Source organism: Delftia acidovorans NBRC 14950, from assembly GCF_001598795.1.
Taxonomy (GTDB): domain Bacteria; phylum Pseudomonadota; class Gammaproteobacteria; order Burkholderiales; family Burkholderiaceae_C; genus Comamonas; species Comamonas acidovorans.
This window is the reverse complement of the sequence record NZ_BCZP01000009.1, coordinates 249,665-264,935: the sequence shown is the minus strand read 5'-3', so window position 1 is coordinate 264,935 and position 15,271 is coordinate 249,665. Positions and strand designations below refer to the sequence as shown.

Genomic DNA, 15,271 nt, shown 5'->3' with positions numbered 1-15,271 from the left:
GCAGACAGTCAAGAAAACGCCTGCACAGCAGGCGCGAAACGCAGCAGGCCGGTCTCCGGGCTCACAAGCGGCGCAAGGACATGCCTTCCGCCCAGCGCCCCGTCTTCCCAATCCACCCGCGAAAAGCTGCATGTTGCAGACCACGCCATGAACCAGTGACAGCCTGTCATCGCCCCTCCGCAGGGTTGCGGAGACTGGCGGGACAGGCATGGAGCGCCTTGACTTGTTTACCGTTGCGGGGGCAGCCAAGGCCTGTGCCGGCAGCGCAAAAAGCATTTGCTGGCAGTCACCTTGTTCCCGTTTCATCCCCATGGCTGGCATGCGGACACCTGTTGCACGGATGCCTTTGCAGGCGCGGCATTATAGCCAGCGGTCCGTTTGCAGAGCCTTTGGCGCCTGGGGCACGTCGTGCAAAAGCAGCTCCAGACCCAGCCACTCGCCACGGTGAACGCGGCTGATGGCATGCCGCAGATGCACGCGGTAAAAGCCCGCCGCACCGCGCACCGGGCGCGGCCCCGTGGCGATGATGGCCGCATCCCCCAGGCCCAGCGGCAGCACCATGGGGCGCGATTGCATGCGCGGGCGCTGCTCGGTCATCACGAATTCGCCGCCCTCGAAATCCTGGCCCGGCCGGGACAGCAGCAGCACCAGCTGCAGCGGAAACACCGCCGCACCTTCGCTGTATGAACGCAGCGGGGCATGACCCGCTTGCGGCACGCGCAGCAGATGTGGCTGTGGCTGCGTTTGGCCTGCTTGCCGGCCCGGACGCATGAAATCCTCGAAGCAGCCTGGCAACCCAGGCATCATGCCCATGTGTTCGCGCCAGCGGTTGGCCAGGGCCAGCAGATGCCCGTACAGCACCGGGCGCCATGCCTGCACGCAGGGCGGCAGGCCAGACGCGGCTGCCGCCTCGCGGGCCAAGGCGCGGCTTTCATCCGCAGTCAGCAGCTGCGGCAGCCGGGCATGGCCTTCGGCATCGAGCTCAGCGGCAATCCGCGCCCAATCCAGGCGGGCGAAGCGATCCTGGCCGTTGAGCCTATCCATTTCAGACCGTCCAACCATTCAGCCCGCCTTGCGAAAAGTGAGATTGATGCGCCGCCCGCCCAGCAGCGGGTGAGGCTGGTCCTTGAGCGGCAACACGCCGTGGTGGCGCAGCCGATCCACACCGCCCCAGACCACCACGTCGCCATGCTGCAGCGGCACCCTGGCCGTGCTGTCTGTCCGCGCCAGTCCTCCAAACAGAAACGTGGCGGGCATGCCCAGGGACACCGAGACAATGGGCGCGCCCAGGTCGTGTTCGTCGCGGTCCTGGTGCAGGGAAAGCCGGGTGCCGGGCAGGTACTGGTTGATGAGGCAGGCATCGGGCACAAAGCCATCGAACCCCGCCGCAGCGGCCGCCTCGCCCGCCAGCCGGACAAACACGGCCGGCATGGCCGGCCAGGGCTGGCCGCTGAGTGGGTCGATGGCGCTGTAGCGGTAGCCGCGCCTGTCGCTGGTCCAGCCCAGCGCGCCGCAGTTGGTCATGGCCACCGACATGGTGAAGCCGCCCGGCGTAACCAGATGGCGCAGCGGCGCCCGCGCCGCAATGCCTTCGACCGCCTCCAGCAACTGCACGGCATGGGGCAGGGCATGGCCGCGCAGCACCACGGATTGCGGACCTATGGATTCGGCCCCGGTGGGATGTTCATCGGCGAAAAGATCCAGCGTGCTCATACCGGCCATCCATCAAAGTGCGTCATGAAAGATCAGCCCCACGGTATGGCGATGGCCGCTGTGGATGCGGCTGACCCCATGGCGCATGGCCACGCGGCGGTAGCCGGTGCGCCGCCCGGGCACGGGCCGGTGGCGCACGGCCAGGACCAGCGCATCGCCCTGGTCCAGTGCCATCACATCGGCCCGCTGCCGGTCGCCATCGGCCTGGGTGATGACGAACTCGCCACCCGTGAAGTCCCGCGCGGGCCGCGACAGCAGCAGCACCACCTGCAGCGGAAACACATGCTCTCCATAGACATCCTGGTGCAGGCAGTTGTAGTCGCCCGCACCGTATTGAAGGATGAGCGGCGTGGGCCGCAACTGGCCCTGCGCGTGGCAGCGCGCCAGGAAGTCCTGCAGCCGGTCCGGATAGCGCACCTCCAGCCCCATGCGCTGGTTCCAGAGATTGGCCACCGGCGCCAGGCGCAGATACAGCTGCTCGCGCAGGCGCTGCAGCAGCGGTGGCAAGGGGTAGTCGAAATATTGGTACTCGCCGCGCCCGAAACCGTGGCGTGCCATGACGATGCGGGAGCGAAAGCCGTCCTCCCTTGCGTAAAGAGCGGCCAGGTCGCGGCACTGCTGCGCATCCAGCAGGCCGGGCAGGCGCGCGCAGCCTTGCTCATCGAGCTGGTGCTCCATCTGCGTCCAGTGGCCGGGCGGGGCGGATTCGCAAGCTTCGTTGTCGAAAAGACGGAGGTTGTGCATGGCGGGCGCGGTTGGCGGTATGGGCGCTGTGGGCAATTGCCGCAGTCTAGGGCGCCGCCGCAGCGCCTGCATCCCGCTTCTTGCAGTGGACAGAATGTCAACCGGTGGGAGCGCCTGCCAGCCGCCTGCTGGACAGGCCTGGGAGGGCCGGCTGGCGGCTGCAATTGAACAATCGCGGCATTCCTGCAAACGCCTCAGGCCCGCCATGTCCAGCAACGTCCATCACCTCTATCTTTTCTTCGATACGCCCCTGCAGCTGCGCCGCGTGCAACTGATCTGCCAGTACTTGGCCCGGCAGTCCTGGGAGCAGGCCGAGCGCTGGATCCATGAGCTGGACCCCGCCCTGGACCGGTCCGCGCTGTGGGATGACGACTGGGCCAATGCCAGCGCCCTGGGCCATCCCCAGCACCTGGAGCTGGGCTTTGACACCCGCACCACGGCCGGCATGCCCTGGCGATTGCTGGAGACGCTGTTCCAGCACGGCCTGCAGGCGGCGGTGCTGCATGTCTTCTACGACCAGGTGGGCGAGAGCGAGCGCTACCACTTCGATGCTGGCCAATGGGTCAGCCACCACGCCTGGCTGTCCCGTTACCCGGAGCGCCAGGTGCTGGTCGATACGGATGGCGAGGTCTATCCGCAGCCCGGCCAGGAAGAGGGCGCCGACGGCACCGCCCTGACCAATCCGGCCCAGCCCATGGCCATCACCCGGCTGCGCGAGCGGGACCAGGAGCGTGACCGCCAGGCCCAGGAATCCGTGCAGGCCCTGCTGGACACCATGGCCAGCCTGCGCAAGAGCGGCGTGTCGCCCGTGCAGGGCATCGTGGGGCTGTTCATGCTGCGGGCCGGCTTTCGCGGGCTGTGCGAGGCCGTGGCCTTCACCGTCATTGCGGCCCTGGCCTTCAGAGGCAAGGGCCTGTGGTTCTGGCTGGCTTTGGGATTGGTGCTGGCGGTGGTGCTGCCTCTGTACCGCATGGCCGGCGCGCGACGGGAGTTTGCGGGGCAGGGTGGCGGCGATGCCGCATCCTGAGACAATCCGCGCTCGGCAAAATGAAACAAATTGCACAAGACCAGCTGAATCCCAGGAGAGGGTGAACAGGATGAGGATACGGACCATGGCCCCGGCAGGATGGATCTGCGCCAGCAGGCGCTGTTTTCCTGAGCGGAGCCGTCGCTGATGCAGCCCACCGCCATTGAACAGGGAGCTGCCGTGGCACCAGGCGTTCACGAGGATTTCGGCCATTTGCTGGGGCTGTACATGCGCCGCATCCGCGCCAGCGCCTCGGGCGTGGCCACCGAGATCGGGCTGAGCCGGGAAGCCGTCAACAACTGGAGGAATGGGGTTTCCCTGCCCAATCCGCGCTCGCGCGACCGGCTGGCCGCCTGCGCCCAGTACCTGCGTCTGACGGAGGCGGAGACCAATCGCCTGTTCTCCGCCGCTGGCTTTGCCACGGAGTTTCCGCTGCAGGCCGCCGCCGCTGGCGCCCAGCCTTTTGCAGGCTTCATGGACCGGCTTTTCGCCCAGCTGGCCCATGCCCGGCCCTATGCCATCACCATGCTGCTGTCGCCCGCGCACTGGGGGCAGCCCCCGTTTCGCCAGGAACTGCTGCTGCGCGCCCGCGCCCAGTATGGCGCCGAGGCGGTGTTGCACATCCAGCCGCCCTACAGCGTGAGCACGGCTGCGGCCGACTACTTTGCGGCCCTGGGCCGGCAATGCGGGCTGGGCGAAGTGGGCTCGGACTACGAATTCGAGGCCCTGCTGGAAAAGCGCCTGCTGGCCGGCGGCCGGCTGTTCTGCCTGGTCAGCCGCTTCGAGCAGGGCACGGCGCAGCTGCGCGAGACACTGGCCGGCATTCTGCGCAGCCTCAGCGAAATGCACAGCGGCCGCCTGCACCTGCTGCTGTGCGGCAGCGAGGCCCTGGCCGACCTCAAGTACCGCAGCGGTGACCTGTCGCTGCTCAACATCGGCCAGGTGGCCCACTGGCCCGATCCCACGCTGGAAGACCTGGCCCTGATGGCGCACCAGCGCTGGCCCGGCACGGCCTGGCCGGCCGAGGTCATCGAGGCATTGCAGGCGCTGACGGGCGGGCATCCCGCGCTTTTCGAGGAAGCGCTGCAATGGCTGATGGAGCAGGGCGTGGGCGTCGCTTCCGTGCACTCGCCCCTGCTGCGCGCCCATCTGGTGGCCAGCGCCCGCCTGTGGCAGACCTTGCTGCCCCTGGCGCAGGAACCTGCCACGCGCGAGCAACTGCGCGGGCTGGTGGATGCGGCATCGCTGGGCCGTGCACGCCCCTATCTGCAGGATGCCGTGCTGCGGCGCCTGTTCTGGGGCAATCTGCTGCAGGTGCGCGGAGCAGGTGAGGGTGCCCATCTGCACTGGCGCTGCGACATTGCCCGCGAAGCCGCCGTGGCGGTGCTGCAGGCATGAGCGGCCTGGGTCGGCTTGTGCAACTGCCCAGATCCTGGTGGCGCGCCGCGCTGCTCGCCTTGGTCACGCTGTTCATCGGCACGGCCATCCTGCTGCCCCGCTACAACCCCGTCACCCGCAGCAGCCTGCAGGGCGCGGAAAGCTCGGGCCGGGTCTGGAACGAAATCATCCTGTGGCGCCTGGCCCTGATGGACTATGTGCGCCAGCATGAAAGCTGGCCGCAGGACCTGGCCAGCGTGGCGCCGGACATTGCCGAACCACGCGTGCGCATGAGCTCGCCCAGTCCATTCGTGCTGCAGGCGGACGTGGTGCGCGACAGCCAGATGGGCGTGCTCGCCGGAACCCAGGTCCTGCTGCAACTGGACAGGCAACGCTGGGACTGGAGCTGCCAGGGCGGCCTGCCTCCGACTCCGCCGCGCTACCTGCCGCTGAACTGCAGCCCCTCGCCGGGCCAGCCCGAGCATGAACCCTTTGGATGGCTGCGCAGCGTCATCTGGACCAGCGCACTGGTCTTTGGCTGCCTGGCCCTGCTGTGGCTGGTGCGCCATCCGCTGATAGGCCCGGCACAGCTCAAGCCCGAGCGCCTGCGCCGCAAGCCCTACCAGCATCTGCCCCAGCTGGACCGGCTGCTGCAGCTCACCGGCCGCCGTTCCGCCGTCTTGCGCGCTGCGGGCATACGCCCGCCGGACTGGCAGCGGGCCCTGCGCCTTGCCGGCGCAAGCCCAGGCGCCCGCGTGCGGGCGCTGGCCGAACGCCTGTCCGCCGTCTGCAAACCGGCGCAAGGCGAGTGGCCCGTGCCCGGCGACATGTTCGAGTGGACGCTGCCGCCCGAGCTGCCCATCGCCCTGGGCCGTTGCCTGGTCTATGCGCCCCCAGCGGAGCTGGAAGAGGGCGAACTCGTGCGCCAGCTGCGCCTGCTGCAAACCGGCGGCGATGTGGTGCTCATCGTGAGCTCGCACCATCCCCAGTCGCCCATGCCGCTGCTGCAGCGCCATGCCCAGGACCGCGCCAACCTGCACGTGCTGCTGGACAGCCCGGGGCAGACCGAATGGCTGCTGGGCGGCGCTCCGGACCAGGTGCTGCTGCGGCTGCTGGCCACGCAGCTGCAGGTCACGCGCATATCGCCCTACCAGACGCGCGGCGGCGTGACGCGCGAGGACGTTTTCTTTGGCCGCGAGCGCCTGCTGGCCCGCGTGCTCAACCGCGAACCGGCCAACTACCTGGTCGTGGGAGGACGCCAGCTCGGCAAAAGCAGCCTGCTCAAGGCCGTGCAGCGGCGGCTGCAGGAGCATCCGGCCATCGCCTGCCACTACATCTCGCTGCGCGACCACCGCCTTACGCCGCGCCTGGCCACGCAGTTCGGCCTTCCCGTGGAAACACCGCTGGAGGCCATCATCGAACACCTGCAAAAGCAGTCGCAGGGCAGGCGGCTGTACCTGCTGATCGACGAGGCCGACCTGTTCTTCCGCGACGAAGCCCGCAATGGCTACCCCCAGCTCAGCGCCTTGCGCGCGCTGAGCGAGGAGGGCCGTTGCTGGTTCATGCTGGCGGGATTCTGGGATCTGTACGCGGCAGCGCTGCTCGACTACCAATCGCCGCTGCGCAACTTCGGCGAAATCCTGGCCATTGGTGGATTGGAGCCAGCGGCATGTCACGCCCTGGCCACCGAACCGCTGCGCAGGCTGCGCCTGGGCTTTGCCAACGACGCTCTGGCCGAGCGGCTGATAGAGGCCAGCGGCAGGCGCGCCAACCTGGTCGCCATCCTCTGCCAGGAATGCCTGGAAGCCCTGGGGCCCGACGAACGCGTCATCGAAGAACGCCACCTGCGCCAGGCCATGGCATCCCAGCCCGTGCAGGACGCGCTGGTGGGATGGGGCCGCTTGAGCACCGACGAACAGGCCTGCCGCCTGGACCGCATCGCCGTCTATCACACGGCCCAGCAAGGACAGACCAGCCTGACCGCACTCGACGCCCTGGTCCAGTCCCACGGCGCCACCGGCCAGGCCCAGGCCTTGCGCCGGTCCCTGGCGCGCCTGCAACTGGCCTACGTCCTGCGCCGCGATGAAACCCACGGCGTGCACGATGCAAGCTACGTCTTCACCATCCCGCTGCTGCAGCGTCAGTTCGAGCCACAGGAAACTGCGCTTTTGCTGAAGCAGGAGCTTGAAGGCCTGGAAACCGCCTTGAACAGCTGAAAACGAAGCAGGCAAGGCACTGGAGGAGTGCCATGACTTGGTTTTCAGGCCGTTATCTGCGTTTGTTATTTAACATAATATACATCGTATCAATCAAATGACGGCCAGAAAAGTGAGCTTTAAAGCGACTCATATCGGTAGCATTCACCAACTATGCGGACGTTATGTTCAGAAGTTTCTTCGTTGACTCCAGCGCTAAGCTTTCAGAACACCTGATGAGGATTGCGCAAGCCACTCCAGACCAAGCTCCACCAGAACCACGCACGATCGACCAAGCCCTGCTGTACCCACCGCATGAAGTCCAACGCCAACTCGCTGGGCTCGTGCGCAGGCCTTTCCTGGCCTTCGATCTTGAGTCGTTGCTGCAAGAGCAGCACCGGCTGGGGCTCATCCGCGCGTGAAGCCTGCGGCTCCGTCCTGGAACGCACCACGACCGGTGGCAAGTCATCGAGTTCGTCGCTCAAGCTCCGAAACTCCGCAGCTACGCTCATATGGCGCTTCGTTGCCGCGGATACAGGCGTGCGTGTCATGGCCGCCTCAGTGGGTATTGCGGCAGTTTCGGATGAAAGAATTTGGGCGGTAGGCGGTGCTGGAGGCTCTGGCGAAGCCGGGGCCTCGTCCAGGCCTGCGGCAGCTTCCGATGATTGCTCGCGCATCGCACCGCCCTCCTCCCTGGCCCGCGCCGGCTTCGGCGGCCGTGGGCCTTTCTTCGGTCGCATCGCCGGTTCCGCGTTCGGATTTCGCCGCAGGCCGCTTTGCCGTACCAGGTGGCGCCCTGAATGCCGGTTCACGCATGACTGCCGCAAGCTTCAATTCCTGCTTGCTGGGCACCTTGGGAGCAGCTGCAGGCGCGCGAGCACTGGCTGGTAATGCTGCAACTTCGGGTGCATGGCCTGCCGCATCCTCCTTACCACCAGAACCTGCCGCAGGAATCTGCAGCTGCACGGCCTGCTGTGAGGCAGCGCCCTCACCGGCCTCATCCTTGCGTTTTTGCCGCAGGACCAATCTGCCTTGCATGGGCGCCGGATACTTGCTCTCGTGCGAAAAGACCTTGGCCAAGGGAAATCGCAGCATGGCCAGGTCGTGCTCATAACCTCCTCGATCTGCCGCAGCTTCGGATGCCTCTCCTTGCACTGTCACATGCCAGATAGCCTGCCCGGTAGCCGGGTTCAGGTCGATGACGCCATGGTCCTGCCAGGTGTCGAATAGCCGATCGTTCTTCGAGTCCCCTGGTACAGCCTCATCGGACTCATTGCGCTTGATCCATTCGCGCACCGAATCCGCCAAGCGCTTGGCCACGACCAAGGTCGTAGCACTCACCTCGGTGCTCACATCTGAACTGCCCGCAGCTCAGTTCATTGTTCGAAGATGAAACGCTGCTCGTCCTTATCGCCTCTCGGCCGTCGCCACCCAAATCAAATATGTGGCTTGCACATGTCTGCCTTTCAATCGCCGAAAGCCGCGGTGATCGACTCCACTACGACACGCACCCTGGCCGTGCGCGCCAGGTCCTGGTGCAACACCAACCACGCCTCGTAGGGCTTGGCCCGCTGGCACTGCGGCCACATCCTGACCAGCGTGGGGTCGCGTCGGGCCACGTATTCGGGTAATTCGCCTAGGGCCAGGCCAGCGCGCACGAAGGTCGCAAGCATCAGGCTCGAATCCAGTTCGGCAACTATGCGACCCTGTGCCCTGGATTCACCTGCCAGCGTGTCGTCCTGCCGGCCGGTCACACCCTCCTGGTAGAGCGCGATGTCGTGGTCTGCAAAGCCTTTTCCGGGCTGCGGTTCCCCATTTTTTGCCAGATAGCCTTCGGTAGCGTACAAGCCCACTTCCCAGCAGCCGAGTTGGCGAACGATCAGGTCCGGTTGCTCCGGCCGCAGGGTGCGGACAGCAATGTCGGCTTCCCGTCGCGCTAGATCGAGCTGGCGCCTCGTGGTGCTCAGGATCACCCGCACCTCGGGATGGCGGGCACGCAGGTGTTCGAGGGCGGGAACCACGAAATCCACCGCCAAGGCGTCGGTGGTGGTCACACGCACCTCCCCGGCCACACGCGCATCGGCACCTTCGCCGCGGCGCTCGAAGGAGACGGCCATGCGCTCCATGTCTTCGGCCATGCGCAGCACTTCCTGGCCGGTTCCGGCCAGCACCAGGCCGCCCGTGGTGCGCAGGAACAGCCGGCTGCCCAGCGACCGCTCCAGCCCGGCCAGGCGCCGGCCCACCGTGGTCTGGTCGATGGCCAGTTGCTGAGCCGCCCCACGCAGGGTGCCTGCACGGTGGATTGCCAGGAATATCCGCACGTCATCCCAATTCATCGCTGCCCCATTGCTCGTACTGCAAATATGCAGCTATAGGCTGCTATTTTGTGCATTTTCACATTGAAGGCAGCTCCGTAGCATGGCGCTCATCCCTTCTGAACCCTTGACGCGCAGCCCGTTCGCCTGGCTGCCAGGAACTGCCATGCCTCGCTTATCTTTCACCTTGACCGTCGCCATGCTCAGTGCCTTCGGCCTGATCGCGTCGGACGTCTATCTGCCCGCCATGCCGGGCATGGCCACGGAGTTTGGCGTTGCCGACTGGCAGATGCCGCAGACCGTCTCGTTCTACCTGCTGGCACTGGCAATTGCCCAGCTGGCCTACGGCCCGCTGTCGGATCGCAATGGCCGCAAGCCCGTGCTGCTGGCTGGCATCGCTCTCTACATCGTCGGCTCGGTGGGCTGCGCCATCTCCGCCAGCTACAACGGTTTCCTGGCGTGGCGCATGCTGCAAGCGGTCGGCGCGGCTGCGGGCCTGGTCGTGGGCCGGGCACTGATCGCCGACACCTGCGACAAACGTACCTCTGCCAAGGTCTATGCGGTGATCTACCCGCTGGTGTCGCTGTCGCCCGCCCTGGCGCCTGCCATCGGCGGGCACCTGGCTGCGGCTTTCGGCTGGCGGTCTGACTTCCTGTTCGTCGCTGCGTTTGGCGTCGTGGCTCTGCTGATGGTGATGAAGTGGCTGCCGGAAACGCTTCCCTCTGCCGCCCGTACCCGCACCGCGCCCTTTGCTGGCTTCAGTCATGTTCTGCGGGACCGGATTTTTCGCCGCTATACGCTGGTGGTCTGCGCGATCTATTGCGCCTGGTTCGTCTACCTGACCCAGTCGCCGTTTCTTTTTGCGCGCCAAGGGCTGAGCGAGGAACAAAGCGGCTGGCTGTACCTGCCGCTGACGGCGGGCATCATCGGCGCGAACCTGCTTGCCAGGCAGCTGCTTGATCGCTGGCCCTACGACCGCATCCTCTTTGCCGGCGTCGTGTGCTTCGTGCTTGGCGGCGTGGCATTCGCGGCCGTGGTGGAATCGGGGCTGCAGGGCGCGGCAGCCGTGGTGCTGCCGATGTGCTTGGTCAGTCTCTCCAATGGCTCGTCGCTGTCGCTGGGCGTGTCCGGGGCCATCGCCAGCGAACACGGGCATGCGGCCACTGCATCGGGGCTGGTCGGGTTCTGTCAGATCGGCAGCGCAGCGCTGGTGGCGATGGGCGTGAGCGCGGCCTTCGGTACGGGCCTCGGCGTGCTTGGAGGCGCGGTATTGGTGCTGGGCCTGATCGCGCTGTGCGCCTGCCTGCCATGGTCCGGACGCCGGCCCGGCATGGCCGATGCTTGGCAAGCAAAGAGGACATCATGAAAATCCTGGCTATTTCAGGCAGTACGCGCGAAGCATCCACGAATACGACGTTGTTGCAAACCATGAAAAACCTGGCGCCGCTGGGCATTGATGTCTCAGTTTTTCATGGTCTCCAGGCACTACCCGTTTTCTCGCCGGATGCGCAAGGGGAGAGAACGCCCATGGCCGTGCGTGAATTCCTGGAAATTGTCTGCGCACACGATTGCATCATCATCTCGAGCCCCGAATACATCCGTGCAATTCCCGGCGGCCTCAAGAATGCAATCGACTGGTTGGTTTCACGCGTCGAAGTGATCGGCAAGCCGATTGCCTTGGTACATGCATCGCACCGAGGTGACGATATGTTGGCTTCGCTGAGGCTGGTACTTTCGACCGTAAGCAGCAATTTTCTTGAACATCTGTTTTTGCGTATCCCGCTCATTGGGAAATCCCCGGAAGACGCAGTGAAGTTTCTATGCCTACCCGAGAACGAGTCACAAATCAGGTCATTTCTACTTGATCTTGAAGCGCTGGTTATAAGTGCTCGTGCTTGACCCGCTCAGTCACGTAAGACGTGAAGGCTAAGTTCACCGACCGTAACTGAACTACTTCGGCAATGGCTGACCGTCGTGGCTGGCGAAGTTCTGCTAGCGCAGAGGGCGACCATGCAGACGTTACTCGACATAGCCCAGCGATCGCACAGCCATGGTCCAGCGGATCACGCCCTAAGAACGGGAGCTCCTGGGAAGGGCGAACTGGCATGTGCTGGCTGCGAAACGACGGTGTATCCATGGCCGCGCACGGTACAGGGATGCGTCGATGCAGTCAGCCGTAAATCGAACACTTCGCACCGCATGATTTACTCTTGAAATCCCGATGCGATTATCCGCGTACCCGGAAAACTCGCGCACATCCCGACCGCAACGGAGCAAGGCGTCGATGTGACCCAGATGACCGTCAGGGGTCTCTATATGGCGGCAGGCACGCCTCCATCGGCAATACGCTACTGGTCCGAGACCTTGCAAAAGGCGATGGGCCTTCCTGGCTATATGGCACTTCTGGAGAACTTCGACCTGTACCCCTACTCCCTGGTCGGCAGGCCGCTGCAGGAGTACCTGAAGCAGAAAATCCAGGAGTACCGGGAAGATGCCGAAAAAATGGGAGTGAGGATCTGGCGAAACCGTCCGTGATGTTGCTCCTGGTGCCGGTTGGGCCGGTTGGGCCGGTTGGGCCAGATAATGCGCCATCCCTGACGCCCATCTCGTCCATCTGCCGGTACTTCCAATGACCACACCTACGATCCCGCGCCAGGCCGAGCCCCAGCAAATTGATGCAGCGCTGTCGATCGCCGCATCCTTCCTGGTCCTGACCGTTGCAAGAGACGCAGCGTCCCTCTCCACCGTGCGATCCGTGCTCGGCGATCTGGACGGCCTGATCAAGAACGTCCTTGTACGGGACGTGACCGGGACCTTTACCTGCAACGTGGGCATCGGTGCCGATGTGTGGGGTCCGCTTGTCGGTACCCCGCTTCCAGCCGAGCTCCATCCATTCCGCGAAATCCGGGGCGCCACCCATGTGGCAGTCTCTACTTCGGGGGACCTGCTGTTCCACATCCGCGCCAGGTCCATGGATCTCATCGTGGCGTTCGAGCAGATGCTCCTGGAGGCCCTGGAAGGGACAGTCGCGGACATGGATGAGGTCGCCGGATTCCGGTACTTCGACGGACGCGACCTGCTGGATTTTGTCGATGGCACGGCGAATCCAGTCGGCCTGGCGCTGCCGGCCTCAACGATAGTGGGCGAGGAAGATCCTGAACATGCGGGCGGAAGCTATGTCGTTGTACAGAAGTACCTCCACGACCTCCCGGCATGGAAAAGCCTGAGCACCGAAGCCCAGGAGCAGATCATTGGACGAAAGAAGTTCACCAACACCGAGCTTCCCGATGCCTCGGAGGCGGAACAGAAGTCACACAAGACGCTGTGCACCATCACGCAGGACGGCGTCGAGCACGACATCCTGCGAGACAACATGCCCTTCGCGAGGCCTGCACTCAAGGAGTACGGGACCTATTTCATCGGTTATTCCAGGCACTTGTGGGTGATCGAGCAGATGCTCGAACGGATGTTCATCGGAAGCCCGCCCCCGCTCCATGACCGCATCCTTGACTTCTCGGCGGCGGTGACAGGCATTGCCTTCTTCGTTCCGTCAAAGGACATGCTCGCCCATCTTTGAGATCGGCTCGGGCATCGACGCCTGCCGCACGCAGGATCGCAACCTCAGGCCCTCCATCAATGATGGTTGGGAAGCAGGCGTCAAGTTCTCTCCCCTGCCCTGGCTCACCGGCCGCGTGGCCTACTGGGAGCCGCGCGCCTCGGGAGAGGTGGCCCGGGTGCTGCAGGTCAAGAATGTCACCAACCGCAGTCTGATGGAGTCTGGCGCTGGCATTTGTCGAAAATATTTTTGCATGGGGTGCATCCAAACGATGCGATGGCGGGTAGTACCAGCAGCAGCCCAAAAATGCGCTGCTTCAGTCCCCTTCACAAAACTGTTTGGAGAATCGCAATGTTGACCTCTCGTTCCGCATCCCGCACCGCCGCCGTTTCTTTCGCTGTAGCCACAGCGGCCCTGCTCGCTGCCTGTGGCTCGATGCACAAGCCGGCCAGCACTTTCTCCCAGGCATCGCTGCCCGCCCCCATCCAGGTTCCTGCAGGGAACAAGGTCGCGTGGGAGACCGTAGGCAGCGGTGACATCACCTACGAGTGCCGCGACAAGGCCAACGCGCCTGGCCAGACGGAATGGGTCTTTGTGGGACCCGATGCTGTGCTGAAGGACCGCATGGGCAAACAAGTGGGCCGCTACTACGGTCCCCCCGCAACCTGGGAGGCCAACGACGGCTCCAAACTCACCGCCACCCAGCTGGCTGTGGCGCCGTCCGGCGCAGGCAATCTGCCTTACCAGCTGGTGAAGGCAAACCCAGCCATGGGCAGCGGCGCGCTGGAGGGTGTGAGCTACATCCAGCGCGTGGCGCTCCAGGGTGGAGTGGCGCCGGCTGACAAGCCCTGCATGGCCGCCAACAAGGGCCAGAAGACCACCGTGAAGTACCAGGCCGACTACATCTTCTGGAAGCCCATGTAAGAGCCGGCAGCGGCGCGGATACACTGGGCGAAGGATTTCCTGCAACGCCCCCTTCGCTCCATTTCGTGCCGCCCGCTGCCTCCCAGAACAACGAAGCTTTCGACCATGACGCAGCATTGCATGCATGTGCACGCGGCGAACGCGATGCTTTGCAGCGGATTTATGAGGCCGAGGCGCGCTTTCTCCTCGGCGTGGCACTGCGCATCGTCCGCGAGCGCGCCGCTGCGGAAGACGTGCTGCACGATGCGTTTGTCTCCATCTGGAACCGCTCATCCACCTTCGACGGCAATCGCGGAAGTGGTCGAGGGTGGATCTACAGCGTGGTGCGGCACGCCGCCCTCAACCGTGTACGGGATGGCGCACGCGAAACCGTGCTGGATGAAACGGCCCATGAAGCGCATGACGCCCAGGCCGCACTTTTGGCCTGGAAGGAAGGCGGCAGTGAATGGGAGCGGCAGGCGACGCTGGGTCGTCTTGGCGACTGCCTCGACCGGCTGGAGCCCGAGCGCCGCGCCTGCCTGTTGCACGCCTACGTGGACGGCTGCAGCCACAGCGAAATTGCGGCGCGTGTGCAGGCGCCGCTTGGTACGGTCAAGGCCTGGGTTCAACGCGGACTGCGTGCCCTGAGAGAGTGCATGCAATGAGCGGCGACACCCACCCCAATCCCTCAGAGTCGACGGATGACGGCTCCCCGGACGATCTCCAGATGCAGGCCGGCGAGTACGTATTGGGCACCCTCAATGCAGCCCAGCGCCGCTCCATCGAATCCCGTCTGCCCTACGAGCCTGCGTTGCGCACGGCCGTGCAGGCGTGGGAGCAACGGCTCTTGCCGCTGGTTCGGCTGACTCCCCCCATCGAGCCCTCGGCAACGCTGTGGCAGCGCATCGCGGCCAGCGTCAAGCCGGCCCGGCCAGCGGTTCGCGCACAGCGTGGTGCCTGGTGGCACTGGGATAGCCTCGCCCTTTGGCGCGGCTTGGCGGGTGGCGGCTTTGCAGCTGCAGCACTGCTCGCGGCTGTGCTGGTGGTGCGAGAGGCATCACCGCCGGCTGCCCCGCGTTATTTCGTCGTGCTGGCCGCGCCGCAGAATCAGGCCGCCGGGTGGGTGGTCCAGGCCCAGTCTGAAGGCCGTCTGCGCCTTGTGCCACTGGGCAAGGATGCCATTCCGGCGGAAAAATCCCTGCAGTTCTGGACCAAGGCCGACGGCTGGAAGGCGCCGGTGTCCCTGGGTCTGGTCAAACCGGGCGAAGCCATCGAAGTGCCGGTAGACCAGTTGCCGCCTCTGCAGCCGAATCAGCTTTTCGAGCTCACCCTGGAGCCAGAAGGCGGCTCCCCAAGCGGACGTCCGACAGGGCCCATTCAGTTCATCGGCCGCGCTGTACAGATCTAGAGCGTGGTGTGCACTTTCAAGTGCCCGCGTTGG

General features: G+C 65.0%; 16 protein-coding genes and 1 riboswitch. Of the genes, 10 read left to right on the top strand and 6 right to left on the bottom strand.

Annotated elements, in window-relative coordinates; all coding sequences use genetic code 11:
* Nucleotides 1-29: 29 nt before the first annotated feature.
* A riboswitch (cobalamin riboswitch) is annotated at nt 30-348 on the bottom strand.
* A 12-nt stretch (nt 349-360) separates the two neighbouring features.
* Genes DA1_RS14455 through DA1_RS14445 form a run of 3 tightly spaced genes read right to left on the bottom strand, consistent with a single transcriptional unit; the run spans nt 361 to nt 2,457 of the window.
* The gene (locus tag DA1_RS14455) at nt 361-1,044 is read right to left on the bottom strand and encodes a 2OG-Fe(II) oxygenase (protein ID WP_034393588.1); all 684 of its coding nucleotides are present in this window, start codon (nt 1,042-1,044) and stop codon (nt 361-363) included.
* Nucleotides 1,045-1,062: 18 nt separating this feature from the next.
* A complete protein-coding gene (gene alkB, locus DA1_RS14450; protein WP_034393591.1) occupies nt 1,063-1,713 on the bottom strand; it encodes a DNA oxidative demethylase AlkB in 651 nt (216 codons plus the stop codon).
* 12 nt (nt 1,714-1,725) lie between these two features.
* Nucleotides 1,726-2,457 (bottom strand): 2OG-Fe(II) oxygenase, encoded by a 732-nt coding sequence (locus DA1_RS14445; RefSeq protein WP_034393594.1) that lies wholly within the window; start codon nt 2,455-2,457, stop codon nt 1,726-1,728.
* Between the two features lie 205 nt (nt 2,458-2,662).
* Between DA1_RS14445 and DA1_RS14440 the strand changes: the two genes are divergently transcribed.
* The 3 genes from DA1_RS14440 (at nt 2,663) to DA1_RS14430 (ending at nt 7,077) form a co-directional block, all read left to right on the top strand.
* Nucleotides 2,663-3,484, top strand: a complete 822-nt coding sequence (locus DA1_RS14440; protein WP_034393597.1) for a hypothetical protein — start codon at nt 2,663-2,665, stop codon at nt 3,482-3,484.
* A gap of 147 nt (nt 3,485-3,631) precedes the next feature.
* A complete protein-coding gene (locus DA1_RS14435; RefSeq protein WP_034393599.1) occupies nt 3,632-4,882 on the top strand; it encodes a hypothetical protein in 1,251 nt (416 codons plus the stop codon).
* Nucleotides 4,879-7,077, top strand: coding sequence for an AAA family ATPase (locus tag DA1_RS14430; protein WP_034393602.1), 2,199 nt, complete (start codon nt 4,879-4,881; stop codon nt 7,075-7,077). Before DA1_RS14435 ends, DA1_RS14430 begins: the two co-directional genes overlap by 4 nt.
* 203 nt (nt 7,078-7,280) lie before the next feature.
* On the opposite strand, the gene DA1_RS14425 is transcribed toward DA1_RS14430, so the two are convergent.
* The 3 genes from DA1_RS14425 to DA1_RS14420 form a co-directional block, all read right to left on the bottom strand.
* A complete protein-coding gene (locus DA1_RS14425) occupies nt 7,281-7,541 on the bottom strand; it encodes a hypothetical protein (protein WP_155294268.1) in 261 nt (86 codons plus the stop codon).
* A gap of 73 nt (nt 7,542-7,614) precedes the next feature.
* A complete protein-coding gene (locus DA1_RS30435; protein WP_155294269.1) occupies nt 7,615-8,409 on the bottom strand; it encodes a TraI domain-containing protein in 795 nt (264 codons plus the stop codon).
* A gap of 113 nt (nt 8,410-8,522) precedes the next feature.
* Nucleotides 8,523-9,392, bottom strand: coding sequence for a LysR family transcriptional regulator (locus DA1_RS14420; RefSeq protein WP_034393780.1), 870 nt, complete (start codon nt 9,390-9,392; stop codon nt 8,523-8,525).
* Nucleotides 9,393-9,537: 145 nt separating this feature from the next.
* Here DA1_RS14420 and DA1_RS14415 point away from each other — a divergent pair, with 145 nt between their 5' ends.
* The 7 genes from DA1_RS14415 (at nt 9,538) to DA1_RS14395 (ending at nt 15,238) form a co-directional block, all read left to right on the top strand.
* A complete protein-coding gene (locus DA1_RS14415; protein ID WP_034398593.1) occupies nt 9,538-10,737 on the top strand; it encodes a multidrug effflux MFS transporter in 1,200 nt (399 codons plus the stop codon).
* On the top strand, nt 10,734-11,270 hold the full coding sequence (locus tag DA1_RS29720; RefSeq protein ID WP_080736894.1) for an NADPH-dependent FMN reductase: 537 nt from the start codon (nt 10,734-10,736) through the stop codon (nt 11,268-11,270). The genes DA1_RS14415 and DA1_RS29720 overlap by 4 nt, the downstream gene beginning before the upstream one ends.
* Before the next feature lie 387 nt (nt 11,271-11,657).
* Nucleotides 11,658-11,906 (top strand): type 2 periplasmic-binding domain-containing protein, encoded by a 249-nt coding sequence (locus DA1_RS29710; RefSeq protein WP_034393782.1) that lies wholly within the window; start codon nt 11,658-11,660, stop codon nt 11,904-11,906.
* A 94-nt stretch (nt 11,907-12,000) separates the two neighbouring features.
* A complete protein-coding gene (locus DA1_RS14410; protein WP_034393783.1) occupies nt 12,001-12,948 on the top strand; it encodes a Dyp-type peroxidase in 948 nt (315 codons plus the stop codon).
* Between the two features lie 330 nt (nt 12,949-13,278).
* Nucleotides 13,279-13,851: a DUF3455 domain-containing protein gene (locus DA1_RS14405; protein ID WP_034393786.1), complete on the top strand. Its 573-nt coding sequence runs from the start codon at nt 13,279-13,281 to the stop codon at nt 13,849-13,851.
* Between the two features lie 65 nt (nt 13,852-13,916).
* The gene (locus tag DA1_RS14400; RefSeq protein ID WP_034393789.1) at nt 13,917-14,495 is read left to right on the top strand and encodes a sigma-70 family RNA polymerase sigma factor; all 579 of its coding nucleotides are present in this window, start codon (nt 13,917-13,919) and stop codon (nt 14,493-14,495) included.
* Nucleotides 14,492-15,238, top strand: coding sequence for an anti-sigma factor (locus tag DA1_RS14395; protein WP_034393791.1), 747 nt, complete (start codon nt 14,492-14,494; stop codon nt 15,236-15,238). The genes DA1_RS14400 and DA1_RS14395 overlap by 4 nt, the downstream gene beginning before the upstream one ends.
* Nucleotides 15,239-15,271: the final 33 nt, after the last annotated feature.

Bases quoted from the DNA above. Each gene is read 5' to 3' on its own strand.
- DA1_RS14455 (WP_034393588.1), bottom strand. From the start codon at position 1,044: ATGGATAGGCTCAACGGCCAGGATCGCTTCGCCCGCCTGGATTGGGCG.
- alkB (WP_034393591.1), bottom strand. From the start codon at position 1,713: ATGAGCACGCTGGATCTTTTCGCCGATGAACATCCCACCGGGGCCGAA.
- DA1_RS14445 (WP_034393594.1), bottom strand. From the start codon at position 2,457: ATGCACAACCTCCGTCTTTTCGACAACGAAGCTTGCGAATCCGCCCCG.
- DA1_RS14440 (WP_034393597.1), top strand. From the start codon at position 2,663: ATGTCCAGCAACGTCCATCACCTCTATCTTTTCTTCGATACGCCCCTG.
- DA1_RS14435 (WP_034393599.1), top strand. From the start codon at position 3,632: ATGCAGCCCACCGCCATTGAACAGGGAGCTGCCGTGGCACCAGGCGTT.
- DA1_RS14430 (WP_034393602.1), top strand. From the start codon at position 4,879: ATGAGCGGCCTGGGTCGGCTTGTGCAACTGCCCAGATCCTGGTGGCGC.
- DA1_RS14420 (WP_034393780.1), bottom strand. From the start codon at position 9,392: ATGAATTGGGATGACGTGCGGATATTCCTGGCAATCCACCGTGCAGGC.
- DA1_RS14415 (WP_034398593.1), top strand. From the start codon at position 9,538: ATGCCTCGCTTATCTTTCACCTTGACCGTCGCCATGCTCAGTGCCTTC.
- DA1_RS29720 (WP_080736894.1), top strand. From the start codon at position 10,734: ATGAAAATCCTGGCTATTTCAGGCAGTACGCGCGAAGCATCCACGAAT.
- DA1_RS14410 (WP_034393783.1), top strand. From the start codon at position 12,001: ATGACCACACCTACGATCCCGCGCCAGGCCGAGCCCCAGCAAATTGAT.
- DA1_RS14405 (WP_034393786.1), top strand. From the start codon at position 13,279: ATGTTGACCTCTCGTTCCGCATCCCGCACCGCCGCCGTTTCTTTCGCT.
- DA1_RS14395 (WP_034393791.1), top strand. From the start codon at position 14,492: ATGAGCGGCGACACCCACCCCAATCCCTCAGAGTCGACGGATGACGGC.